Origin of the sequence: Streptomyces sp. DH37, assembly GCF_029813835.1 — a bacterium.
In the GTDB taxonomy this organism is placed as follows: domain Bacteria; phylum Actinomycetota; class Actinomycetes; order Streptomycetales; family Streptomycetaceae; genus Streptomyces.
In genome coordinates this window covers 62,206-84,952 of the sequence record NZ_JARVKV010000005.1, presented here as the reverse complement: position 1 = coordinate 84,952, position 22,747 = coordinate 62,206, and the positions used below count along the sequence as shown (strand labels likewise).

At 74.5% G+C, this 22,747-nt stretch carries 22 protein-coding genes and 1 pseudogene; 9 read left to right on the top strand and 14 right to left on the bottom strand.

Annotated elements, in window-relative coordinates; all coding sequences use genetic code 11:
* Window positions 1–37: 37 nt before the first annotated feature.
* Both QC029_RS04450 and QC029_RS04445 read right to left on the bottom strand, forming a co-directional pair.
* Window positions 38–1,246, bottom strand: a complete 1,209-nt coding sequence (locus tag QC029_RS04450; protein WP_279554036.1) for a cytochrome P450 — start codon at window positions 1,244–1,246, stop codon at window positions 38–40.
* 1,232 nt (window positions 1,247–2,478) lie between these two features.
* The gene (locus QC029_RS04445) at window positions 2,479–3,258 is read right to left on the bottom strand and encodes an alpha/beta fold hydrolase (protein ID WP_279554035.1); all 780 of its coding nucleotides are present in this window, start codon (window positions 3,256–3,258) and stop codon (window positions 2,479–2,481) included.
* 226 nt (window positions 3,259–3,484) lie between these two features.
* Here QC029_RS04445 and QC029_RS04440 point away from each other — a divergent pair.
* A pseudogene (locus QC029_RS04440) lies at window positions 3,485–4,462 on the top strand (GNAT family N-acetyltransferase); the annotation flags it as partial.
* Between the two features lie 586 nt (window positions 4,463–5,048).
* On the opposite strand, the gene QC029_RS04435 reads toward QC029_RS04440, so the two are convergent.
* From QC029_RS04435 to QC029_RS04405, 7 genes are all read right to left on the bottom strand, one after another.
* Complete coding sequence (locus QC029_RS04435) at window positions 5,049–5,468, bottom strand: anti-sigma regulatory factor (protein WP_279554110.1); 420 nt, start codon at window positions 5,466–5,468, stop codon at window positions 5,049–5,051.
* 283 nt (window positions 5,469–5,751) lie between these two features.
* Window positions 5,752–6,357: a hypothetical protein gene (locus QC029_RS04430; RefSeq protein ID WP_279554034.1), complete on the bottom strand. Its 606-nt coding sequence runs from the start codon at window positions 6,355–6,357 to the stop codon at window positions 5,752–5,754.
* A gap of 230 nt (window positions 6,358–6,587) precedes the next feature.
* Entirely contained in the window at window positions 6,588–7,190 is a 603-nt protein-coding gene (locus QC029_RS04425; RefSeq protein WP_279554033.1) for a copper chaperone PCu(A)C, read from the bottom strand.
* A 626-nt stretch (window positions 7,191–7,816) separates the two neighbouring features.
* Window positions 7,817–8,785 (bottom strand): threo-3-hydroxy-L-aspartate ammonia-lyase, encoded by a 969-nt coding sequence (locus QC029_RS04420; protein WP_279554032.1) that lies wholly within the window; start codon window positions 8,783–8,785, stop codon window positions 7,817–7,819.
* Window positions 8,782–9,492 carry a PAS domain-containing protein gene (locus QC029_RS04415; protein WP_279554031.1) on the bottom strand — a complete coding sequence of 237 codons (711 nt, stop codon included), beginning with the start codon at window positions 9,490–9,492 and terminating at the stop codon, window positions 8,782–8,784. The genes QC029_RS04420 and QC029_RS04415 overlap by 4 nt, the downstream gene beginning before the upstream one ends.
* Entirely contained in the window at window positions 9,489–9,887 is a 399-nt protein-coding gene (locus tag QC029_RS04410) for a RidA family protein (protein WP_279554030.1), read from the bottom strand. Before QC029_RS04410 ends, QC029_RS04415 begins: the two co-directional genes overlap by 4 nt.
* 700 nt (window positions 9,888–10,587) lie before the next feature.
* Window positions 10,588–11,247: a tryptophan 2,3-dioxygenase family protein gene (locus QC029_RS04405; RefSeq protein ID WP_279554028.1), complete on the bottom strand. Its 660-nt coding sequence runs from the start codon at window positions 11,245–11,247 to the stop codon at window positions 10,588–10,590.
* A 931-nt stretch (window positions 11,248–12,178) separates the two neighbouring features.
* Between QC029_RS04405 and QC029_RS04400 the strand changes: the two genes are divergently transcribed.
* Complete coding sequence (locus tag QC029_RS04400; protein WP_279554027.1) at window positions 12,179–13,747, top strand: polysaccharide lyase family 1 protein; 1,569 nt, start codon at window positions 12,179–12,181, stop codon at window positions 13,745–13,747.
* Window positions 13,748–13,957: 210 nt separating this feature from the next.
* Here QC029_RS04400 and QC029_RS04395 read toward each other — a convergent pair whose 3' ends face one another.
* Window positions 13,958–14,677, bottom strand: a complete 720-nt coding sequence (locus tag QC029_RS04395) for a cation transporter (protein WP_279554025.1) — start codon at window positions 14,675–14,677, stop codon at window positions 13,958–13,960.
* The gene (locus QC029_RS04390) at window positions 14,674–15,015 is read right to left on the bottom strand and encodes a helix-turn-helix transcriptional regulator (RefSeq protein ID WP_279554024.1); all 342 of its coding nucleotides are present in this window, start codon (window positions 15,013–15,015) and stop codon (window positions 14,674–14,676) included. Before QC029_RS04390 ends, QC029_RS04395 begins: the two co-directional genes overlap by 4 nt.
* Before the next feature lie 228 nt (window positions 15,016–15,243).
* Here QC029_RS04390 and QC029_RS04385 point away from each other — a divergent pair, with 228 nt between their 5' ends.
* The 3 genes from QC029_RS04385 (at window position 15,244) to QC029_RS04375 (ending at window position 16,677) form a co-directional block, all read left to right on the top strand.
* Window positions 15,244–15,663 carry a helix-turn-helix transcriptional regulator gene (locus QC029_RS04385; RefSeq protein ID WP_279554023.1) on the top strand — a complete coding sequence of 140 codons (420 nt, stop codon included), beginning with the start codon at window positions 15,244–15,246 and terminating at the stop codon, window positions 15,661–15,663.
* Window positions 15,664–15,673: 10 nt separating this feature from the next.
* The gene (locus QC029_RS04380) at window positions 15,674–16,090 is read left to right on the top strand and encodes a VOC family protein (protein ID WP_279554022.1); all 417 of its coding nucleotides are present in this window, start codon (window positions 15,674–15,676) and stop codon (window positions 16,088–16,090) included.
* 422 nt (window positions 16,091–16,512) lie between these two features.
* Window positions 16,513–16,677 carry a hypothetical protein gene (locus QC029_RS04375; RefSeq protein WP_279554021.1) on the top strand — a complete coding sequence of 55 codons (165 nt, stop codon included), beginning with the start codon at window positions 16,513–16,515 and terminating at the stop codon, window positions 16,675–16,677.
* Between the two features lie 81 nt (window positions 16,678–16,758).
* Here QC029_RS04375 and QC029_RS04370 read toward each other — a convergent pair whose 3' ends face one another.
* From QC029_RS04370 to QC029_RS04360, 3 genes are all read right to left on the bottom strand, one after another.
* Window positions 16,759–17,439, bottom strand: a complete 681-nt coding sequence (locus QC029_RS04370; protein WP_279554020.1) for a hypothetical protein — start codon at window positions 17,437–17,439, stop codon at window positions 16,759–16,761.
* A gap of 157 nt (window positions 17,440–17,596) precedes the next feature.
* Window positions 17,597–17,800: a hypothetical protein gene (locus QC029_RS04365; RefSeq protein WP_279554019.1), complete on the bottom strand. Its 204-nt coding sequence runs from the start codon at window positions 17,798–17,800 to the stop codon at window positions 17,597–17,599.
* A 294-nt stretch (window positions 17,801–18,094) separates the two neighbouring features.
* Window positions 18,095–18,277 carry a hypothetical protein gene (locus QC029_RS04360; RefSeq protein WP_279554018.1) on the bottom strand — a complete coding sequence of 61 codons (183 nt, stop codon included), beginning with the start codon at window positions 18,275–18,277 and terminating at the stop codon, window positions 18,095–18,097.
* A gap of 21 nt (window positions 18,278–18,298) precedes the next feature.
* On the opposite strand from QC029_RS04360, the gene QC029_RS04355 reads away from it, so the two are divergent.
* The 4 genes from QC029_RS04355 (at window position 18,299) to QC029_RS04340 (ending at window position 22,615) form a co-directional block, all read left to right on the top strand.
* Window positions 18,299–19,228, top strand: a complete 930-nt coding sequence (locus QC029_RS04355) for a hypothetical protein (RefSeq protein WP_279554017.1) — start codon at window positions 18,299–18,301, stop codon at window positions 19,226–19,228.
* Between the two features lie 1,078 nt (window positions 19,229–20,306).
* Entirely contained in the window at window positions 20,307–20,804 is a 498-nt protein-coding gene (locus QC029_RS04350) for a DUF2975 domain-containing protein (RefSeq protein WP_279554016.1), read from the top strand.
* Window positions 20,804–21,082 carry a helix-turn-helix transcriptional regulator gene (locus QC029_RS04345; protein ID WP_279554015.1) on the top strand — a complete coding sequence of 93 codons (279 nt, stop codon included), beginning with the start codon at window positions 20,804–20,806 and terminating at the stop codon, window positions 21,080–21,082. Before QC029_RS04350 ends, QC029_RS04345 begins: the two co-directional genes overlap by 1 nt.
* 375 nt (window positions 21,083–21,457) lie before the next feature.
* On the top strand, window positions 21,458–22,615 hold the full coding sequence (locus QC029_RS04340) for an NAD(P)/FAD-dependent oxidoreductase (protein ID WP_279554014.1): 1,158 nt from the start codon (window positions 21,458–21,460) through the stop codon (window positions 22,613–22,615).
* The last annotated feature ends 132 nt before the right edge of the window (window positions 22,616–22,747 follow it).

The window sequence follows — 22,747 nt, the reverse complement described above, 5'->3', positions numbered from 1 at the left end:
GGGTGAGCGGTGCGGGCTGGGCGCTTCGGCGCCGGTGCTACGGCCTGCGGACCTCGACCGGCAGATGGCGCACGCCGACGATGACGGCCGGGTTCTGGTACGCGATCTCGCCGGGCGAGGGGATCGCGAGGTGGCGGAAACGCTCAAGCATCATGCGCAGCGCGATCCGCGCTTCCAGCCGGGCCAGTGGCGCGCCGAAGCAGAAGTGGATGCCGTGCCCGAAGGTCAGGTGGGGATTGGGACTGCGGGTCACGTCGAAGGTGTCCGGCGCGGTGAAGCGGGCCGGATCGCGGTTGGCGGCGCCCAGATGGGCCATCACGAGGGCGTCGGCCGGGATCTCGTGACCGCCGAGGACCACCGGCCGGGTGGTGCGGCGGCCCAGTTCGGGGAAGGGGGGCAGCCAGCGCAGCACCTCCTCGACGGCGTCCGGCACACGGCCGGGGTCGGTGCGCAGCGCGGAGAGCGTTCCGGGGTGCTGGGCGAAGGTCACGACGGCGTTCCCCAGCAGGGCCGTGGTGGTGATGTGCCCGGCGACCAGCAGCAGGGCCACGAAGCCGACGATCTCCTGGTCCCGCAGGCGGACGCCGTCCACCTCGGCGGCGAGGAGCCTGCTGGTGAGGTCGTCCCCGGGGTGCGCGCGGCGGTGGCGGATGTGGTCCAGGACGTAGCCGTTCATCTCGCGCACGGTCGGGGCGATGGCCTCCAGCGCCCGCTCCAGGTCGGCCATGTCGAGCGTCTCGCCGAGCTGGTCGCCGCCGAACAGGGTGCTCGCCCACTCCTGGAACAGCTTGTGGTCGTCGGCCGGAATGCCGAGCAGTTCGGCGATCACGATGATGGGGAGGGGGTAGGCCAGCGCGTCGACCAGGTCGAACCGGTCGCGGTCCGCGACGGCGTCCAGCAGTCGTGCGCACACCTCCTCGATGCGCGGTTCCAGTCCGTGCACCGTTCGCGGGGTGAACGCCTGGCTCACCAGGGTGCGGAGCTTGCGGTGCTCCGGCGGGTCCATGCCGACGAAGTTGCCCTGGCGGAACGCCTCGAAGTCCTCCTGGGTGGGGGTGATCGGGGAGAGGTCCGAGGAGTACGTCGCCGGGTCGGCGAGTACGGCGGCGACGCCCTGGTGGTCCACGACCCGCCAGGTCGCCTGTCTCTCGTCGTACAGCACGGGTTCGGCCGCGCGTAAGGTCCGCCACTGGTCGGTCAGCGTGTCGAAGACCGAGGGGGCCTGTATCAGTTGGTTGCTGGTCACCTTTTCTCCCTTGGGTGGGGCGCGCAGGCACAGCGGAGTGACGGCTGCGGTGGGCCGGGGGTGGGGCCGGGGGTGGTGGCGCACACGGCATCCCGGGCGGGCCCGGATCCCGCCGTGGCGGGGAGCGGCGGCGCTGCGGCGTGCGTTCCGCTCGTCGGCCGCGCCGCCGGCCGGTTCGCCCGCCCGTCGCGGACGGCGCGACACACGGCTCCGCCGACGGCGTCCCCGTCGGGCCGTACGGATGCCGATCACCCGTCACCGGGGCCGCTCAGGGCCGGATCAACACGTTCGCCGAATCGCACCCCGGCCCTTCACCTGTCCGTGGACGGACGGTGACGCCTGTCTCGCGGGCAAAGCCGGCATCGCAAACCCCCCAGTGAAACCTTCCGCGCAACCACTGCGTGGACTTCCCCCGGCACACGAACGGGCGGCGGACCCGCACGGGACGGAGGCCCGTGACGCCCGCGAAGTTCGTGAACCCCATGAACTCCGTGAACTCAGTGAACACGGCGAGGGATCACGTGCGCCTGGCAAGGCCTGCCCGAGCGTCGGCACAGTACGAGCCCCAGGCATCGTCGCCCCCCGTCGAATTCGCCCACAGTCTTCACTGTGGGTCACTCGATAGCAACCCCCCGAGGGTAACGGAGAGTCGATTTACGGTCGGCTTTCCGTGACCGACGAGTAGCTTCAGTGCGACGCGATCCCCGCACCGCCGACTGGCCCGGAACACCGGCTCATCGGGTGCCCGCCGCGACAATCCTCAAACACACGAGCGGCGAAAAATTCACGTTCCCTGCGCGGGCGTCCGGCCGACACCGCGCTCACCAGGAGAGGAAGCCGCGCCAGGGCCGCGAACGCGGATCTCTGCGAGTCTCCGCGAGCCTCCGCGGCCGATCACCGGGCCTCCGCTCCGCACCGGCGGACCCACCGGAGGGGACGAGTGGGCCGCGTACGACCGGACGCGGAGGACACCGGCGCGGGTGGCCGATTGACGCCAGGCCCCCCGCAGCGCATGGAGGGGCGCACGGTCACAGGGCGTGCGCGGGCGCATGATTCTTTTGGAAACACTCCATGTGCGACAGAGCACCGGCGGTACGGGACGGCGCCGGCTCACGGCCGCGTTCGCCGGCGGCGCGGACCCCTTCGAGGCGGCACCGGATGCGGCGGGCGCCGCAGCCCGGATGACGGACGTACGGGCCGGCGCTCCCCGCGCCCGCCCGTCCCGCCGCGGATCACCCGCCGAGGTCCGGACCGGGGTTCCCGTTCGGGAATCCGGCGCAGTCCGACACGAGACGCGCCACGGCCTCCCGGTGCTCCGTCAGGAAGAAGTGGCCGCCGGGGAAGGTCCTCAGCAGGAAGTCCGCCGACGTGTGCTCCTTCCACGCGGCGGCCCCCTCGGGCGTGACCCGCGGGTCCTGATCGCCCGTCAGGCACAGGACGGGCACGTCCACCGTGGCGTGCGCGAGCGGCCGGTACAGTCCGACCGCCCGGTAGTCGTTGCGGACGGCGGGCATGAACAGGGCCACGAGGTCCGGGTCGCGGATGATCTCGGCGTCGGTTCCGCCCAGCTCGACGAGATGGTCGAGGATCTCCTGGTCCGTGCCGCGGTACACCTGGTCGTCCAGCGGCACCGACGGGGCGGACCTGCCGGAGACGACCAGGTGGCGCAGCGCCGGCGCCCCCTCGGCGGCCAGCCGGACCGCCGTCTCGAAGGCCACGCTCGCTCCCATGCTGTGGCCGAAGAGCACCAGCGGCGTCGTCCGGTCTGCATAGCGCCGGAGGGACGACGCCGCCCGGTCCGCCATGCCCTCGACGGTGGTGACGAAGGGCTCCCCGAGACGCTCCTGCCGTCCGGGGTACTGGACGGCCGAGACGTCGAACCTCTCGGGGAGGTGCCGCGCGAAGGGTATGTAGAAGGTGGCGGCGCCGCCGGCCTGCGGAAAGAAGACCACGTGCGCCGCGGGCCGTTCGGTCCTGCGCAGTTCCCGAATCCAGGGGTCCTTCGTCGCCATCGGTGCTCCTCGCCCTCCGTCCGGCACGGCCCCGGCTCCGCCGCAGCGAACACGGCACGGCGCCGCGACCTTCTGGTCGACCGTCACCCTACGGCGTGCGCGCGCGGGTTGAGGACCCGGGAACAGGACAGCCGGGCCCGTCGGCGGAACGCACCGCACGCGCGGCGCGCCCGGCCGCGGCGTGAACGAGGTGGCGGGCCGCCCCGGAGTCCGGGATCATCCCCTCATGTCGGACGGCACGCCAGGACAGGACCTTCCGGCCGGCTTCGGGTTCCGGCCGTATCGCGGCGACGACGACCACGACGCCATGGCCGCGGTGCGGCTGGGGTGCGCCGAACGGGACGGGGTCGACGCCCATTCGGTCGTGGAGGGGCTCCCGACGGCGGCCGAGATCGCCGAAGCCTCCGCCCGGTTGGAGGAGCCTTCCGAGAACCGGATCCTGGTGGTGCGCGGCGGGAGCGTCGTCGGCTACGCGACGATCCGGTGGTGGCGGGAGCGGGACGGCACCTGGCTCTACCTGCACCGCGGCCACCTCCTGCCCGAGCACCGTCGCCAGGGCGTCGGTTCGGCCATGCTGAGCTGGGCCGAGAAGCGGATCGGCCGGCTCGTCGCACGGCACGGAACGGCACGGACGGCGATGATCGGCGCGAACGCCGCGGCCTCCGAGGAGGACGCCACGGCACTTCTGCTCGCAACCGGCTACCGACGTGTCTTCAGCCTGGTCGAGCTGGAGCTGCGCGATCTGCGGCGGTTGCCCGAGCGGGGCGGTGAACCGCCGGCCGGGATACGGACGGGGCCGATCGGGGCGGGCCACCACCGCGCGGCCTGGAGGACGGTCGTCGATTCGTACGCGGACAACGGCTTCACTCGGGAATGGCCTTTCCGCGACTTCCTCGGCGCCGCCGACCCGGCATGCTGGAGGGCCGCGTGGGACGGGCGGGACATGGTCGGCGTGGCCCTCTGCTCCGTCCGCCGTCACGACCGCGCCGTGGGCGAGGTCGAGGAGCTGAGTGTCCGGGCGGACCGGCGACGCCTGGGAATCGGCCGGGCCCTGTTGCTGGACGGGCTGCGGAGCCTTCGCGAGCAGGGCGCGACGACCGCCCGGCTGTCCACGGGCACGGCGAATCCGCACCGGTCCTACGACCTCTACGAGAGTGTGGGGTTCCGTCGGCAGAACGAATACGTCCGTTACCGCAAGCCACTTGGCCGGTCGGCCGGTCACGGGGCTGCACGGCCGGTCCGCGGGATGTGGCGGCGCCTCCCGTCACACGGCTCGCCGGCGGATCCGCCGTCGGCGGGCGGGCGACGTGGCTGCGGCCGGCGGCCGTCCGTCCGCCGCATACACGTGATCCCCGGCCACCCCTGCCACACCGTCGGAACCGGCAGACGGTCACACCCCGCGGGGCGCCCTGAAGGGCGGAGCCGGGCAGCAGTGGAGCGGGGCGGGAGAGCCTCCGGCGCGACGGGGCGGGTGACTGCGGCCGCCGGATCGGATCCGTCGACCACGGTCACGGCCACGGCCACGGCGGGATCGCGGTGCCGGGCCGATATTCGGGCACCGAAGACCGGCTCCGCCGTCACCCGGCCCCGGTGCCGGAACCGGGCCCGGGAGCGAGGCGTCGGTGCGCACCCGAACGCGGCGCAGGCGCAGCCGCCGCGACGCGGCCAGCCGCCGAACCGTCAAGCAGCTCCCGGCCGGGCGCAACGCCGTCGGGCCGGGCCGTGCTCCCCCGGCGGCGGCACGGCCCGCACCCCCTGCCACCCTGCGGGCGGGGCGCTCCCTTTCTGCCTCACCCGCCCGCCGCGGGACGGTCGTCGGCGGGTTCGAGGGCGATCCGGGCGGTGATCCGCTTGCCCACCGGCTCCCGCTGCATCTCCACGCCCTCGCACAGCGCCAGGACGAGTTCCAGGCCGTGCTGGCCGACCCGGCCCGGCTCGGCCGCCCGGGCGATCGGCAGCACCGGCTCGGTGTCCCGCACCACGATCTGCAGGACGGCTCCGGTCAGCTCCACCTCCACGGTGCACGGCCCCGGCGCGTACTTGCACGCGTTGGTCACCAGTTCGCTGACCACCAGCTCGGCCGCACCGGCCACCGGGACGGACACCTCCACGCCCCGCACCCGCCGGACGCGGTCCAGGAAATCGGCCACGAGGCCCCGGGCGGCCGCGATCGATTCCGTCTCACCGCCGTAGGCCGCGCCCGACCACATGGACGGCTCCGGCACGGCCCGCCCACCACCCGGCGGCAACTGCTCCACCACGGCACCTCCACGCCTTGGCCCCGCCCACCTCCTGGCATGATCCCGCCGCTGTGTACCCCGCCGGCTCCCGCCCACACCGCGCCCGCGACGGCGAAGCGCGTCCGTCCGCCGATCCTGTGAGCACTGCCCCGCCCCCTCCCGGATGTCCCCGAGGCGCCTCTCGGCCACACGCCGACCGATCCCGGGCCTGCGGGCCGCCGGCCCGGTCACGCCGACGGCCGCGGGCCGCGCGTCATCCCGGCAGGGGGCCGGTGTCCCGGTCGCGGTGCGCGCGGGGCCCGCTGTGGGCCCAGGAGACCAGGAGCCCTCCGGCGACCAGGGAACCGGTGAGGCCGGCGGCCATGTCGAGGACGGTGTCGTCGTAGCCCACGACGATCGCCGCGCCGAGCACCTTCTCGGCGAACCACTCGTACAGCTCCCACAGCAGCGCCACGGTGCAGCCCAGGCAGACGGTGAGCAGGGGCGCCGAGGCGATCCGCAGCCCGCGCGCCCTCGGGGAGGGCAGCAGACGCGCACGGATCAGCAGCAGGTGCAGGGTCACCGCGACCGTGCCGGGCGTGACCAGGTGCAGGGCCGTGTCGTACCAGGGGGCGAGCTCGTACCAGTTCGCCGGCGAGGACCAGGCCGCCACCGACAGGACCACGCACACCAGCAGGTCGACGGGGCTTCGCAGCCCGGCGAGCCGGGGCACCAGCAGGGCCAGGAGCAGCAGCCCGAAGCGGAAGACCCCTTCCAGGGAGAAGAAGACGGCGGCCGTCGCGGAGACGAGGGCTCCGGTTCTGATCAGGTCGGCGGCGGTACGGCAGGCGCGCTCGAGGAGCGTGGTGGTGTCGGCCATGGTGAGCCGGGTTTCCGCCGTGCTCCGGACCAGTCTCGTCCCCCCGGGCGGTACCGGGATGTCGTTCTCCGGGGACCGGGTACCGGGTCTCCTCCCACCCGCGCCGGGAACAGCCCGAGGCGGTGTTCGGCCGTCCCGGGGACGGGCCGCGCCACCGCCTCGGCCGCTACAGCCCGCGGTCCTCGTCTCCGGGCTCCGGGCTCCGCGCCGGGGACGGGCACCGGCAGCGGTCACCTGGTCATCGTGGGCAGCGGAGGGGGCGAAGACTCCTCGTCGACGGTGGGGGGCTGGGCGGGGACCTGCATGGACAGCGCGCCGGCGTCCTCGAAGTGGAAGGTCACCCAGACGAAGTCGCCGCCCCTGATCTCCTGCCGCACATCACGCAGCACCAGATAGGTGCCCCCCTCCTCCAGACCGACCGAGGTGTCCGGGGTCAGCTTCACCCCGCCCTCGACCGCCTCGCCGCCCTGCCCCACGATCCCGACGGACTCCGCCGCCGGCGACTCGGCCGAGACCAGCCGGTCGGCGGGCGGCTCCTGGTCGTACAGCTGCGCGTACAGGGGAACGTCGCTGCCGGTCTCCCACGGCCCGTCCGTCGGCTCGGCGAGATGGGCGTAGCGCACCAGGACCGATCCGATCCCCGCGTTCGCGCCGGGCGAGTCCACCTCGCCCCCGCCCGCGATCTCACCCCTGTCATCGGTGTCACCGCACCCCGCGGCCGCGAGCGCGAGGGCGGCCGCCAGCAGCGGGGCGAGCAGACGCCGCAGGGTACGGGAGCCCGTCGTCCGCGGACGGACGACCGCCCGTCCGCGGGGAAAGCCATCAGATGCCATGAGAACTCCTTACACGCCCGTACCGGACAACTCGGTCCCCGTACACCATGACTAACCCGATCCACACCTCTCATCCCGACCGCGTCCGCTTCCCTGACCGGTCACTCCTCCGGACGCAGCCCCCTGGAGGCACCGGTGTCCGGCGAACGTCCGCACGCCCCCGCTCGCGTGCCGTTCCGGCGGGCGTGCGCCGGCGAAGCGGGAGGGCTCGCCCGGTCCCGGGGGCGGACGAGCGGGGCTGCACCAGGGCGTTGCGGACCGGTACCAGGGCCGGGCCGCAGACCGGACGGGCGATCAGGATCCCGGCGGGGTCACCCCTGCCGTAGCCGGTGCCCATGACGCCGGGGGCGGGCAGGGCGAAGCCGTCGTGTCCGGCACGCACCAGGAGGTGGACCGCGCCCGTCGTCGGCATCGCCCGCGCCCCGACGACCGGGCCGCGGACGAAGCCGATCACCGGACCGGTCGGCGCACCGGGTCGGCGGGGCGCGAAGGCCGCCACCGCGTTCACGGTACGCGCGGGGGCTCGACGCCTTCTTGACGGGGCGGTGGTTGCCCGGCCGCACACCGCGCCGGTCCGCACCCGCCCCGCTTCCCGGACCCCTGCCGCGAGGGGGCCTCCCGGACGGTCAGTTCCCGAGGAGTTCGGCGAAGCGGTGCGCGTTGACGTTGCCGCCGGAGAGGATCAGGCCGACGCGGGACGGGAGGGAGTCGATGCGTCCGGCGAGTACGGCCGCCAGGGCGACGGCGCCGCTGGGCTCGATGACGGTCTTCAGCCGCTCGAAGGCCAGCCGCATCGCGTCGCGGATCTGGTCGTCGGTGACCGTGACGATCTCGTCGACCAGCCGCCGGTTGACGGAGAAGGTCAGCGCTCCGGGAGTCTCCGCCGCCAGCCCGTCGGCGATGGTGCGCGGCACGGGGATCGAGACGCGTTCGCCCGCCCGCAGGGAGCGCCTGGTGTCGTCCCCGGCCTCCGGCTCGACACCGATCACGCGGATCCCGGGCAGCAGGCCCTTGGCGGCCGTGGCGCTGCCGGCGATCAGCCCGCCGCCGCCGACCGGGGCCACCAGGGCGTCGAGGCCGCCGGTCTCCTCGATCAGCTCCAGCGCGGCGGTGCCCTGGCCGGCGATGACGTGCGGGTGCTCGTAGGGCGGGATCAGCGACAGGCCGCGTTCGGCGGCCAGGGCCTCGCCGAGGGCGACCCGGTCGCCGGTGTAGCGGTCGTAGGTGACGACCTCCGCGCCGTATCCGGCGGTGGCCTCCAGTTTGGAGCGGGGGGTGTCCTCGGGCATCAGGATCACCGCGGTGGTGCCCAGTTCCCGCGCCGCCAGGGCGACGGCCTGGGCGTGGTTGCCCGAGGAGTAGGCGGCGATGCCCCTGGCCAGCTGTTCCGGTGACAGGCGCGAGGCGGCGTTGTAGGCGCCGCGGAACTTGAAGGCGCCCACGCGCTGGAGGTTCTCGCACTTGAGGAAGACCTCCGCGCCGGCGAGGGCGTCCAGGGTGCGGGAGCGCAGGACGGGGGTGCGGTGGGCGACGCCCTTGATCCGTTCGGCGGCGTCGCGGACGTCCTCCAGCGTGACCGGCGGTGTGCTCGTCATGTCGGTGCTCCATCGGTAGTGGTGTCGGATTCGCCGCCGGACGCGGTCGTGCCGGCTCTGACCTGGGCGAGGTAGTTGTAGGCGGAGGCCCGGGAGATCCCCAGCCGTGCGGCGACCTGCTCCACCGCGCGGCGCACGGCGAAGACCCCGCGCCGCTCCAGGCCGCGGAACAGCTCCAGGCGCTGGTCGCGGTCGAGTTCGGCCCAGGGCTTGTGCTGGCGCAGTTGGTGGGCGTCGACGATGGCATCCACGACCGAGTCGATGTCGTTGCCGAAGGTCGTGGTCGGCACCGCGGCCGGATCCGTGACTCCGGCGAGTTCGCCGGTCAGGGCGTGGGCCTGGGCGACGGCGGTGATGTCGAGGTTGACGCACAGGGCGCCGAACACCGTTCCGGCGGAGTCGCGCAGCACCATCGTGGAGGACTTGACCATCTTCCCGTCCCGGGTGCGGGTGATGTAGTTCAGCTCGTTGTCCGCCTCGTCGCCGCGGGCGAGGAGACCCATGCCGATCTCGCTCATCGACCCGCCGACGCCGCGCCCGGTGACCGAACCGGCTATGGCCACCACCGACCGCTCCGGGCGGCGGAAGTCGTGGACGACCACCTCGCAGAACGACCCCAGCGTGGCGGCGATGCCGTCGGCGACCGGGGCCAGCGCCGCGATGATCGCGTCCTGCTCCTCCTGCCGCCCCCGTCCCCGGGCCGTCATCCCACGCTCCCCGAGGGGGTCTCCCGTACGCGGGCCAGCGCCTCGATCTCGACCGCGCCGCCGTACGGCAGCGACGCCGCGCCGACACAGCTGCGCGCGGGGCGGGGCTCGGGGAAGAACTCCCGGTACGCGGCGTTGAGGCGGGAGCGGTCGGCCATGTCGGTCAGGTAGGCCACCACCTTGACCACGTCCTCGCGGGCCGCGCCGACCGACCGCAGGGCCTCGTCCAGGTTGGCGAAGGCCTGCGCGCACTCCGCCTCGAAACCGCCCGGCACCAGAGTCCCGGGCGCGCTCACGCCGAGGCGTCCGGCTATCGCGACCAGGTCGCCGCTGCGGAACCCCACCGAGTAGGGATGCTCGTCCGGAGCATCCCCGGTCGAGTGCTGGGAAGCCATACGCCCTCCGAGGTCGTTGGGGACCCCGGTCCGGGGCATGGAAAAAATGTACAGGTCTTGGACAGATATTCCAATCCCTGTCCGGCGCCGGCTCCGGACGCCCGCGGCACGGGCCGTGGGGCGGGGGCCCGTACGGCGCCGGAGCCGGGACCCCTCCGGGCGGGGGGACGGGCGGGGCGCGGGAGCGGCCGGCGGGCGGGGGCGACGGCCCTCCCGCTGCGCGCTGCCGGGCGGCGCCGCCGAGGACGCGCCGACCGGGCACACCGGGCCCGGGCCCCGCCGTCGCCGGGATCCGGCAGCCGGTACCGGGGCCCCGTCGCCGGTGCCCGTGTCCGCCCCTCCCCTCCCCCGTTCCGTGGGCGGTCGGTCGGGAGGGCGCGCCGGCGACCGCGGACGCCGCTCCCGCGGTCGGCGCGTCGTCGTGGCGGCGTCCTCCCCGTCGCGGTCCGGCATGATCGCCGCGAGGACGCGCGGTGCGGTCGCGCGGCGGCTCGGCCGTCTCGCCGGGCTGACCGGGAGGCGGCGGTCGTCACCGTGCCGGGCACGTCACCGCGCACCGGCGTCGCGCACTCCTCGCCCACCGGTTCCCGCTCCCCCGTCCGGCGGCCGGCGCCAGGGCGGATCCGGCGGTGGCCGGGGGGGGATCCGCGAGGGCGGCTCGCCGCCTACCCCGGGGGCCCGGCCGAGCGCGTCGGCGCGGTCACACGGGGCCTTCCTCCCGACGCGCGGACGGACCGTCCTCGGCGCCCGCCTCGGCGACCGGCAGCAGACGCGAACGCAGCCAGCTCACACCGGCCGTTCCCCCCGTGCCCTCCGCCTCACCGATCAGGCGCTCCACCAAGGTGATGTGGGCCTCCTGCCAGCGCCGCAACTCCCTCCGCACGTCCTCGAACCCCTCGGTGACGCTCCCGGGGACCGCTCGCCCCTCCGCCTTCCCCGGTTCCGGCCCCCGTGCCGACGCGCCGGGTGGCCCATCCGCCCCGAGCAGAGCGAACACCCTCGCGAACTGCGCCGACTCACCGGCGCTGGCAGTGCCCAGCAGCTTGCGAAAGGCGAGGAAATGGGCACGCGGCAGATGGTCCAGCGTCTCGACGTGCTCACGCAGCATGCGCATCACGGCGGCGGCGCGGCGCAGTCCCGCCTCGGTGTCGGACCATTCGTCCGCACCCCGCTCACAGTCGCGGACGGCCGCTTCGAGATCGATCAGCAGTTGCCGCAGCAGCAGCTCCGCCGACTGGTGCACCACGATGAAGAACGACTCGGACGCGCGGACCGCTTCCCCCAGTTCCCGGGCGCGCGGGTGCTGCAGCTTCAGAAGTTCGGGAAGGTGCAGGTACTGCTCGTACTGGCTGACCGGCACAGACCACTCCCTCCAGTCGAGTTGCCGGGTGGGCCCCGGCCGGAACGGGAGGTGCCCAGCGTCTCGCACAGCGGCACCGAGGGGTCGCCAGGCACGCCGGACGCGGAGGAGATGCCTGCCCGGTGCAACCCTGCCGCCACGCTTTCCGCGGCCGTCGCCTTCGCTTCGCCGGCGTCGCTGCGCGTCGGAGGGGCGCGGGGGCGCGCCTTCGCCCGGTCGGGACGGCAGCGTGCGGCGCGGCGCCGAGGGCGCGGCGGGCGACCTCGGCGGGACCGGGGGCCGACTCCGGCTTCGGTTCCGGCTCCGGTTCCGGCTTCGGCAGTGCCCACGGACGGCGCTCGCCGCATGAATTGGAAGGATGCATTCCGCAACCGTGCAGACCCTTGCCAGCCCAACAGGCGCCACCCTATCCTCACGAACAGAAAGCGCTTTCTCGCCTCACGGTGATCATTCCGGTGGAGGCGGACACCGCGGCACCCGCCGCGACCTCGCGTATGAGCCGCTACCGACCCGGCGCGGAGGCTTCACCCGGATGCCGACGCGCCATCCGATGAAAGGGCGTACGCCACGACGAAGACGCATCGTGCGGTCCGGTGCGAGTTCAACGGCGACGGCCGCCCGTGACGGGCGGCGGACCACGCCGCCGGTTCCGGCGGTCGGCCGCACGGGCGGCGGCGCCCGGCGCGGCCCGGCGGCACGGACGGCGGAGCGAACGGAAGCACGGCCGCGGTGACCTCGCGGCCGGCGCCGACGACCTCGGGGGCCGGGCCACGACGGAACCCGCGCCCCGGCCCCGCGGCGAGAGGAACACCCACTTCCAGGCCGGCCGGCGGCCCGTCCGGCGACGAGTCGGCGGTCTCGGCGACCTAATGACATGCCCATGACATTAAGTAGTGAAACCCACAGTTCGAAGGCGAATCGGGAGGCGATGATGAGAAGGACAGTCGCACTGCGACTCCATGCGGGGCTGGCCACGATGGCCGTGGCCGCCGCGACCGGTGTGGTCCTGTCGATGCCCGAGGCATCGGCGGTGACCGGCAGCGCCACCGGCTACGCGACCCAGAACGGCGGGACCACCGGCGGCGCGGGCGGGCAGACGGTGCGGGCCACCACGGGAACCGCGATCCACGAGGCCCTGTGCGGCCGGGCCAGCAGCAGCACCCCGATCACCATCGAGGTCGAGGGGACCATCAACCACGGCAACACCAGCAAGGTGTCGGGCGGAAGCTGCAGCACCGCCGACGGCGTGATCGAGCTCAAGCAGATCAGCAACGTCACGATCGTCGGGGTCGGCCGCGGAGCCGTCTTCGACCAGGTGGGCATCCACATCCGCGAGGCCAGCAACATCATCGTCCAGAACGTGACCGTCCGGAACGTCAAGAAGTCGGGCTCGCCCACGTCCAACGGCGGCGATGCCATCGGCATGGAGAGCAAGGTCCGCAACGTCTGGGTCGACCACGTCACCCTGGAGGCGTCGGGCGGGGAGTCGGAGGGCTTCGACGGCCTCTTCGACATGAAGAACGACACCAAGTACGTGACCCTGTCCTACAGCGTCCTGCGCAACTCCGGCCGCGGCGGCCTCGTCGGGTCCAGCGAGAGCGACGTCTCGAACGGCTTCATCACGTACCACCACAACCTGTACGAGAACATCGACTCCCGCACGCCCCTGCTGCGCGGCGGCATAGCCCACATCTACAACAACCACTACGTGAGCATCAACGAGTCCGGCATCAACTCCCGGGCCGGAGCCCGCGCCAAGGTGGACAACAACTACTTCGAGGACTCCAAGGACGTCCTGGGCACCTTCTACACCGACGCGGCCGGCTACTGGCAGGTCGGCGGCAACGTCTTCGACAACGTGACCTGGTCCAGCCGCAGCGCCGAGAACAACCCCGCCGGTCCCAACCCGCAGTCCAACACCACCGTCAGCATCCCCTACTCCTACAGCCTCGACCGGGCCGACTGCGTGCCGGGCGTCGTGAGCCAGACGGCGGGGGCCGGCAAGGGCCTGAAGGTGTCGGACGGCAGCTGCTCGCCGCAGACGCCGACACCGACGCCGACCGACCCCGCGCCCACGCCGACCGACCCCGGGCCGACGCCGACGGATCCCGCGCCGACGCCGACCCAGCCCAGCGGGACCAACCTCAGCGTCGGAGCCGGCTCCGACGGCTCCGGCAAGGCCGACGGGACGAGCTACGGCAACGTGCGGGACGGCGACATGAGGACCTACTGGTCGCCGGCCGGCTCGACCGGTTCCATCTCGATCAAGTGGGACTCCGCCACCACGGTGTCCAGGATCAACATCAGGGAGGCGTCGGGTTCCGAAGGCAGCATCAGGTCCTGGAGGGTCGTCAACCACGACACCGGCGCCGTCCTGACCTCCGGCAGCGGGGCGGGCGTCATCACCTTCCCCCCGGCCTCGCTGCGCAAGATCACCTTCGAGATCACCGGCTCGTCCGGCACGCCGAAGGTCGCCGAGTACGAGACCTACGCCGGATAGCGGCGCGGGCCCGCCGCCCGTCCGGGACCGGTGTCCCACGGGCCCGCCGGGCGGCGGCAGGCCGTCCGGCGGGCCCGTGCCCGCCGAACCCCGCCGAACCCCGCCGATCGCCCCGATGCGGAGCCGGGCGTACGGCGCCGCCGGCCCGTGGAGGGCCGGGGAGCAGGGCGAGGGGCCCCGGCCGGCGCCGGGGCCCCTCGAGCCGCGCGGTCAGCCGCAGCAGTCGCAGCCGGGACGGCAGCCGCACGCGTCCGCCCCGGCGCCGGCCGGCGGCACCACCGCGGCGGGCGCCGCGCAGCACCCCTTGCCCTGCCAGGCGTCGCGGCCCTCCTTCGCGGCGATCACGGCGATGACGAGGGCCGCGACCGGATCGGCCCAGGACCAGCCGAGCGCGGCGTTGAGGATCAGGCCCGCCAGGAGCACCGCGGACAGATACGTGCACAGCAGGGTCTGCTTGGAGTCCGCCACCGCCGAGGCGGAGCCGAGTTCCCGGCCGGCCCTGCGCTGGGCGGCGGACAGGAACGGCATCACGGCCAGCGACAGCGCGGCGAGCACGATGCCGGGGACGGAGGACTCGGCCTCGCCGGTGCCGGTCAGGGCGCGTACGGCGTCGACGGTGACGTACGCGGCCAGCGCGAAGAAGGAGACCGAGACGATCCGCAGGGCCGCCTTCTCCCGGGCCTCCCGCACCGACGGGTCGCGGGCGGAGAACTGCCAGGCGACCGCGGCGGCGGAGGAGACCTCGACCACGGAGTCCAGGCCGAAGCCGATCAGAGCCGTCGACGACGCGATCGTGCCGGCGGTGATGGCGACGACCGCCTCGATGACGTTGTAGGTGATGGTCGCGGCGACCAGCAGCCGTATCCGGCGGGTGAGCGCCTCGCGGCGAGCGGGACCGGATCCCAGGAACACGGGTGTCTGCGCGGTCACGGTCGGCAGCAGCCCTTCTCCTCGTCGTCGGCGCAGGTGCGGTCGGACTCCACCGCCACGACGGCGGTGCGCAGGTCGTCGAGCGCATGGCCGAGGCGCTCGTCGGCCAGCTCGTAGCGGATGCGGCGTCCGTCGGGGACCGTGACGACCAGGCCGCAGTCACGCAGGCAGGCCAGGTGGTTCGACAGCCGGGTGCGGGAGATCCCGAGCGCGTCGGCGAGGTCGGACGGATAGGCCGGGGCCCGGCGCAGGGCGAGCAGGAGCCGGCAGCGGATCGGGTCGGCGAGCGCACGGCCGAACCGGGCCAGCACCTCGACGTCGGAGGCAACGGTCAGCATGCCCAAGACGGTACACGCGATCCTGAATTCAGAGAACCATGGATCGAGGTGGGAGCGGGGGGCGGGCACCCGCCCCGCACCGCACCCACCGCGACCGCCGCGGGACCCGCCCATGGCCGCCGACCCGCGAGGGCCCCGCCGGGAGTCCGCCCCTCCCCCGGCCCTTCGCCCACCGCCACCCCACCGTCCGGCACGAGCCGGCGCCCGGCCCTGTGGGATGGTGGTCGTGTGACGTTGGAGGATCTCGTCCGGCTGCGCCGGGCCCGCGACCTGATGGACCGCGACTACGCGAAGCCCCTCGACGTACCGGCGCTGGCGCGCGTCGCCCTCATGTCTCCGGGCCATTTCTCCCGCAGCTTCCGCGCCGCCTTCGGGGAGACGCCGTACAGCTACCTGATGACGCGCCGGATCGAGCGGGCCAAGGCGCTGCTGCGGCGGGGCGACCTGACGGTGACGGAGGTCTGCTTCGCGGTCGGCTGCACCTCACTGGGGTCGTTCAGCTCGCGGTTCACCGAGCTGGTCGGCGAGAGCCCGAGCTCGTACCGGGCCCGCCGTCACGAGGAGGGCGCCGCCATCCCGGCCTGTGTCGCCAAGATCCACACACGACCGGTCAGGAACGGAGAAGCGAAACCCGTCCCCCGCCCGTAGCGTGACGCGCATGGACATCAAACTCTCCCAGTGCTTCATCGCCGTCGACGACCACGACAAGGCGCTCGCCTTCTACCGGGACGTTCTCGGCCTGGAGGTGCGCGACGACGTCGGGTTCGAGGGGATGCGCTGGGTGACCGTGGGCGCGCCGTCGCAGCCCGGGGTGGACATCGTCCTCGAACCGCCCGTCGCGGACCCGAACGCCTCGCCCGCCGACAGGCAGGCCATGGCGGAGCTGCTGGCCAAGGGCCTGCTGCGCGGCGTGATCTTCTCCACCGACGACTGCGACGCCATCTTCGAGCGCATCCGCGCCGCGGGCGGCGAGGTGCTGCAGGAGCCGGTCGACCAGCCCTACGGCGTCCGCGACTGCGCCTTCCGCGATCCCTCCGGGAACATGCTGCGCTTCACCCAGCCCCGCGGGCGGTGAGTCCCGCTCCCCCGTACGGAGAACCGGTGCGCCGTCCGCCGTGCGCCGCTCCTCACCCCGCGTCCCGCGCGCGGCCCGTGCGGGCGGCATCCGGACGCCCGAGGGGCCGTTCCCCGTCCGCGCCGCAGGCGCGGCCCGGACGGGGCGCCGCGCAGGCGCGGTCCGACCGTGTCCGCTGGACGGGCGGCGGCGCGGGGACGGCGGGGCGGGCGTGGGCGGACCGGCTCGCGCCGTGTGCGCGCCGACGCGGATCCCGCGCCCGGCCGCCGTCCGATGGCGAAACGCGAACGACGGCACCACACCCCGGCGGTGCGCCCGCACCTCCGCCTCCCCGTCCTTTTCCGATTTCCGGCCCTGTCGTGCCCCGCGCCGCCCTACACTCGGTCCCCTTCGCACGTTGCAGGGGGGAAGGAAACTCAGGAGTGCACCCGTCCGGCACCGCACAGTCCACCGGAGCGCCGATCTACGACCGCCTCGTACGCGAGCGCGGCGATGTTCCCACCGAGGTCCGCCAGACCGCCGAGACGGTCCTGGCCGACGTCGCCAGGGCCGTCGACTTCCGTCGGCCCCGCCCGCCGGGGACCTGACCCGCCGTGAGGCCGGCCCGCCACGGGGCCTGCCCGGTTCGGAAGGGGCGGAAGCCTGGCCGGACGGCGGTACGGTCGGAGTCAGCGGCGTCGGCCGGTGTGGCGGTGTCCGCTCCGGCCACGCCGTCCGCTCCGGGCCCGGTCACGTCCGGGCCGCGCCTGCCCGTCGCCGCCGGGGCCCGGGGTCGTGGGGGCGGCGAAACCCGCCGCCACCGGGGCGGGCGGAGCACAGAACCCGCCGGGCACCTCCGCCGGAGCGGGGGCCTGCCCCTGGGCCGGGGCGGGCACGGAGGCGGTGCGCTGCGTCTGCCCGCCGGCCGGGGCGGGCCGCCGGTCCGGGGCCCGGCCGGGGCGGGGCCGGGTGGCGCGGGCGAGGACGGTGGCGTGCGGCAGCAGCGGCGCACACGCCTCGCACACCTCCTCCACGGTCCACACCCGGCCCACCGTCGCATCGTGGCGCAGCACCATCAGCACCCCGCCCGAGCAGAGGGTGCGGGCGTCCTCGTGGGCGGCGCAGCCCTGGGCGCGGCAGGCGCAGGCGGCGTTCGCCCGCACGGTGGCCGCCTTCGCGTGGGCGGCGGCGTGCCGGGCGGCGAACGCGCGCAGCGCGGCCAGGTCGCGCGAGCGCGGCGGCATCCGGCACGCGCTCGTGGTGCAGGAGACCGAGGCGGTGCGGTCGCCGTGGCCGGTGATGCGGACGGTCCAGGACCGCCCCGGGACCCGCTCGGTCGTGGCGGCGGGCTCGCTGTACTCGATGGTCAAGATCGGTCCATCCCCAGGGGTGCTCGATTCGGTGCCGGTCTCCTGAGAACTACCCACCACCGCGCGGGACAGGCGATGTCAGGCGCGACACACCGGCGTTCCGTCCGGTGGAGCGGCCGGGTGCGGACGTGTTCCGCCGGGCGGCCGCGCGGCGGCGTCAGGCGGGGTGGCCGAGGACGGCGGCGGCCACCGCCCGGGCGTACGGGTTGACCACGCCGTCACCGTCCCCGGCCGCGGCGTCCTGGAGCAGTTCGGCGAGCGGGCCGCGCAGCAGTTCGACGTCGAGGGGTGCGCCGGAGCGCAGGGAGGCGACGGCGTCCAGCAGCACCGCGGAGGCGGGGTCGGGCGTGGGCGAGGTCATGGGGTGGAGCCTCCGTCGGTGGAAGAAGGGGGATCGGGTAGGGGTGCGCCGATATGGTCCCAGAGCCGCCGGGCCGGGCATCGGCGAGTGGCCGGTCGGCCGCGGACCGGTGGGCCGGCACCCCGGCGTGTCGCCTCCTCCGCCTCGCCGCGGCGCCGGGCCCCCGTCCTCGAACGGCCCCCTCCCGCACGGCTCGGCGGCGTCGCCGGCGATCGCCCGCGGCCCCGCTCCGGTGCGGCGTGAACCGGCCGCACACCGCAAGTCCCGTACAACCGCGCGGACTTCCGATGCGTCTCACTGGTCGATCGGCCGGTGATCGATACGACAGGAGACCGTCGTCACCGCCATCGGCAGGGCCCTGACCGCGGCGGCCGTGACCGCCACCCTCGTCGGCGCCGCCGCGGCCTGCGGCACCGTGGGAACCTGACCGCGGCTCAGAAGATCGACCGGGCCTTCGACCGGCTCGGCAGGCAGCACTCGCTCGCCCTCGAACTCGATGTGGACGCCACCGCCGCCACCCTGCGGAGCCCGGCTCAGAAAGCGGACCCGGACGAGGAGATGCCCGCCGAGGCCGCCGAACCGCTCGGTGACGCGCGGCTCAGCATCGCCGTGCACTCCGCCGAGCCGCTGGAGAAGTCCGAGGAGAAGGACATCACGGGCATGGAGGCGAAGCTCACCACCTCCGGCGGCGCCCTCTTCGGGACCCGGCAGGTCGGCGACTACGCGTACCACCGCATCGACCGCGAGGCGATCGGCAAGGTGACCGGGACGTCGCTGCCGTCGGTCGACAGCCTGCCGCCGGAGGCGGAACCTCTCAGGAAGGCCCTGGAGGGCGAGTGGGTCAAGCTCGACCGGAGGAAGACGGAGGAATTCCGCTCCGAGGCCGAGGAGGCGGGCGGCGCCCCGATACCGGAGCCGACCCCCGACCCCGGGACGCAGAAGAAGCCGGTCGGGGCGGTACGCGGCGTCATCGCCCGCGAGGTCGCCTTCACCGGCCGCGGCGGCGAGGAGGGCACCGAGCGCATCACCGCCACCGCGCCCTTCCGCACCCTGCTCACGGAGTTGCTGGACGCGATCCGGCCACTGGCCGGCGACCTGCCGCCCGGCCTCACCGAGCTTCCCGCCGACGAGGACCTCGAGGACGCCCCGAACGGGAAGGTCGGAGCCGACTTCACCCTCGAGGACGGGGATCTGACGGCCGTCTCCGTGGACCTGGCCGAACCGGCCGGGGAGACGAAGGCCGACAAGCCGGCCCTGGTGCTGCGCATCGGCGAGGCGAACGAGGTCACCGTCCCGGCCGGGGCGAGCGAACTCGATCTCGAGGAGATGCTCCCCGGCATCCTCGGTCCCGGCATGACTCCCGGCATGACCGACGAGGAGACGGCCGTCGGCGAGGACCCCCTGGCGGAGGAGGACCTCGCTCTCTGAGCCCCTCCCCACCCCGGCGCCGCTTCGCGGTGGTGCCGATCGCACCGCAGGCTCCACCGCGAGGTGACCGGTCTGGCTCGGGCGGGCCCGGGCCAGACCACCGTGTGCCGCACGGCTTCCGCCGCCGCGAAGCGCCCGGTACCGGGCGGGAGTTCACCCGACCTGCGCTGTCCCGGACCTCGACCGGGTGACCGCCCGCTCAGGCGGACCGGTCAGGCGGGCCGGTCGGTCGGCGCGGTGCCGGGGAAGGGGCGCCCGGGTCGCGCAGGCCCGCCACCGGACGGCGCAGGCCAGCCAGGGCGAACACGGCGCCCGGCTCCCACCGGCCGAGGCCGGGCACAGGACGGCGCCGCCCGCGGCCAAGCCCCAGTCCGGCGGGCCGGGCGGGCGGCGGGGCCCTCCACGAGATGACGGCCGAGGAGCGGGACGACCTCCGGGACACCGACGTACGCGGTGTCCTCCTGGCCGTCGGGGTGAGGTCCGCACACCCTGCGAGCCGGGGCGATGCGATCGTCCGCACCTCGTCGTCGGCCGCCGAGCCGACGCGGCCCGACGACGCGGCGTACACGGCCGGCAAGCGCGCGGTGCGCGTGTACGGGGCGCGCGGCATACGCGTCGACGCGGTCCTTCGGGTGCCACCGGCACCTCCTTCGTCCGCCCGCCCGGCGTATCCGACGCGGGCCGGAAGGAGCACGGGAAGGCGTTCGGGCCGCTGGACGTCGACGGCCTGCGGTGGATGGCCGAGCCCGGGGTGGTCCCCTCGGCGGCACTGGGACTGGCGTCCGACGACTTCCCGTATCCGACCGGGGCGTCGGTGACGGTGGGCGGGGTGCCGTAGCAGGCCGCGGGACCGATCGTGCGTGCCGCCACCGAGCGGGGCGGGACCGGACCGGGTCGGTCCCGGCGGCTGCCCGCGGAATCCTCCGCCAATACCGCGCCGGGAGGAGGGCGTGAACGGCCGCAGGACGTCGGCCCGGTCCGTTGCCCGGCCGAGGGCGGTGGCCCGCAGGACCCGGCTCCTTGCCGAACCTATCGAATTTCGATAGCTTTCCATCGCTAGTCGATCGAGGGAGATGTGATGGGAAAGCTGACGGTGCTTGCGCTGCGCGCCGTGCTCGTGGCGCTGCTCGCCGGTTCGGTGTTCGTCCAGGCGGTGATGGTGCCGCTGCTGGCCATCGACCTGAGGGAGCTCGACACGGACCTCGCGCACCTGCGCACCCCGTTCCTCGTGATCACGGTCCTGGGTGTCGTGACGGTCCAGGTCGTCCTGGTCTGCGTGTGGCGACTGGTGACGATGGTGCGACGCGGAACCGTGTTCTCCCACGCAGCCTTCCGATACGTGCACGTCGTGATCGGCGCCTTCGTGGCGGCCGCGCTCCTGGTGTGCGCGCTCGGGGTGGTCCTGGCGCCGGGCGAGGCGGTGGCCCCGGGCATCGTGCTCCTGCTGGGCGGGGTCGCCCTGGCGGTCTTCGGGGTCGCTCTCATCGTGCTCGTGCTGCGGATGCTGCTCGCCCAGGCCGTCGCGCGCGACGTCGAGGCGGCGCAGATGCAGGCCGAGCTGGAGGAGGTGATCTGATGCCGATCGCCGTCGACATCGACGTGATGCTGGCCAAGCGGAAGATGTCCGTGGGCGAACTCGCGGACCGCGTCGGGATCACACCCGCCAACCTGGCCGTGCTCAAGAACGGCCGCGCCAAGGCGGTGCGCTTCACCACACTCGCCGCACTCTGCGAGGTGCTCCAGTGCCAGCCGGGGGACCTGCTGCGCTGGGAGCCCGAGAACACCGGAAACACCGAGACCGCCGAGAACGCCGAGACCGCCGCGGGCGGGGCCGCGCACGGAGGACACCGGTGATCGCGGGCCCCGGGGACCCGACGGCGCCGGCAGTCGCGTGACCACGTGGGCGGTGGCGGGCTCGGACCAGTCCGCCTCCGGCACGGCCACCCTGAGGGGCTGCTCCCCCGCGGCGCTGCCCGCGAGTCGGTGACCGCCGTCGCGCCCGCACTCGTACGGCCGTGCCGCCGGCACGGCTCCCCCTGCACACACGCCCGGCCCGGAGGCCCTCCGCCCGGTCTTCGGTGAGGGTCCGGGCGACGACATGACGACGGCAGCGCATCGGCACGGCTCGCCCTCGCGCCCCGGGCCTCGCCGCGCTGCCGGCCGACGACCGGCGGCCGGCGCCTGCCGCACACCGGCGCGCACCGATGACGGACCCACCAGGAGCAGACCATGAAGACAGCCGACGCCTCCCACCGCCTCGGGCCCACGGCCGACACCGACGTACTGGTGGTGGGAGCCGGGCTGGCCGGCCTCCACACCGCCACGCTCCTCGCCCGGCAGGGCCACGACGTCCTCCTGGCCGAGCGGCGGACCGGTCTCGCCGGCGCGATCCGCACCACGGGGATCTTCGTGCGGAAGACGCTCGACGACTTTCCGCTGCCCCCCGAGCACCTCGGCCCGCCGATCCGGCGGGTGGTGCTCTACCCCCCTGGCCTGCGCCGCCCCGTCAGCCTGACCAGCGCCCGCGACGAGTACCGGGTGGGCGACATGGCACCGCTCTACGAGGCGGCGGCCGCCGTCGCGGCCGACGCGGGCGTACGGACGGCCCTGGGCACGCGCTACGTCGGCCGGCAGGGCGGCACCTTCCACCTGGCCGGTCGCGACGGGCCGACGGCGGTCCGGGCACGCTTCGTCGTCGGCGCCGACGGGGCCCGCTCGCGCGTCGCCCGGGACCTCGCCCTCGACCGCAACCGCCACCTGCTGATCGGCGCCGAGGAGGTCTTCGAGGTGCCCGGGAGCGACGAGCCGCCGACGTTCCACTGCGTGCTCGATCCCTCTCTCGCCCCCGGCTACCTGGCCTGGGTGGTCAACGACGGGCAGCACGCCCACGTCGGCGTCGCCGGCTACGCCGACCGCTTCCCGGAGGGGCTTCGCCGGGCCCTGGAGCGGTTCGGCGCCTCGGCTCCCGGTCTGGCCGGCGTGGACCGTCCCGAGGCGGTGGAGCGGCGCGGGGGCCCGATTCCCGTCGGCGGCGTGCTGCGCCGGATCAGCTGCGCCGACGGGCTTCTCGTGGGGGACGCGGCGGGCGCGGTCTCCCCGCTCACCGCCGGCGGCCTGGACCCGTGCCTGCGCCTGTCGGAGCTCGCGGCGGCGGTCCTCGACGAGGCGCTGCGGACCGGGAGGCCGGACGTGCTGGCCGGCTACGACGGAGCCGCTCTGCGCTCCTGCTTCCGGGGCCGGCTCACGCTGCGCAGAGGGCTGGCCCGCGTGCGGACACCGGCTGCGGCAGCGGCGGCGTTCACGCTGCTGCGCACACCGTTCGGCCGGGCGGCGGCCGGCCGGGTCCTCTTCGGCGACAGGTCCTTCCCCGACCCCGTGCGCGGGTGAACACGAGTCCGTTCCCCGCCCGTACGCACCGCCCGCCGGGCCGGGAGCGGGAGGCGCGGCGCGGTCGGCGGACACCCTCGGCCCCACGGCGTACGCCGCTCGGTGCACGGCTCGCACGGCCCGCGTGGCCCG

Excerpts from the sequence above, each read along its gene's own strand:
- QC029_RS04350 (WP_279554016.1), top strand. The coding sequence starts at position 20,307 with ATGGGAAAGCTGACGGTGCTTGCGCTGCGCGCCGTGCTCGTGGCGCTG.
- QC029_RS04410 (WP_279554030.1), bottom strand. The coding sequence starts at position 9,887 with ATGGCTTCCCAGCACTCGACCGGGGATGCTCCGGACGAGCATCCCTAC.
- QC029_RS04380 (WP_279554022.1), top strand. The coding sequence starts at position 15,674 with ATGGACATCAAACTCTCCCAGTGCTTCATCGCCGTCGACGACCACGAC.
- QC029_RS04425 (WP_279554033.1), bottom strand. The coding sequence starts at position 7,190 with ATGGCATCTGATGGCTTTCCCCGCGGACGGGCGGTCGTCCGTCCGCGG.
- QC029_RS04400 (WP_279554027.1), top strand. The coding sequence starts at position 12,179 with ATGAGAAGGACAGTCGCACTGCGACTCCATGCGGGGCTGGCCACGATG.
- QC029_RS04435 (WP_279554110.1), bottom strand. The coding sequence starts at position 5,468 with ATGTGGTCGGGCGCGGCCTACGGCGGTGAGACGGAATCGATCGCGGCC.
- QC029_RS04420 (WP_279554032.1), bottom strand. The coding sequence starts at position 8,785 with ATGACGAGCACACCGCCGGTCACGCTGGAGGACGTCCGCGACGCCGCC.
- QC029_RS04430 (WP_279554034.1), bottom strand. The coding sequence starts at position 6,357 with ATGGCCGACACCACCACGCTCCTCGAGCGCGCCTGCCGTACCGCCGCC.
- QC029_RS04390 (WP_279554024.1), bottom strand. The coding sequence starts at position 15,015 with ATGCTGACCGTTGCCTCCGACGTCGAGGTGCTGGCCCGGTTCGGCCGT.
- QC029_RS04365 (WP_279554019.1), bottom strand. The coding sequence starts at position 17,800 with ATGACCTCGCCCACGCCCGACCCCGCCTCCGCGGTGCTGCTGGACGCC.
- QC029_RS04415 (WP_279554031.1), bottom strand. The coding sequence starts at position 9,492 with ATGACGGCCCGGGGACGGGGGCGGCAGGAGGAGCAGGACGCGATCATC.
- QC029_RS04345 (WP_279554015.1), top strand. The coding sequence starts at position 20,804 with ATGCCGATCGCCGTCGACATCGACGTGATGCTGGCCAAGCGGAAGATG.
- QC029_RS04445 (WP_279554035.1), bottom strand. The coding sequence starts at position 3,258 with ATGGCGACGAAGGACCCCTGGATTCGGGAACTGCGCAGGACCGAACGG.
- QC029_RS04340 (WP_279554014.1), top strand. The coding sequence starts at position 21,458 with ATGAAGACAGCCGACGCCTCCCACCGCCTCGGGCCCACGGCCGACACC.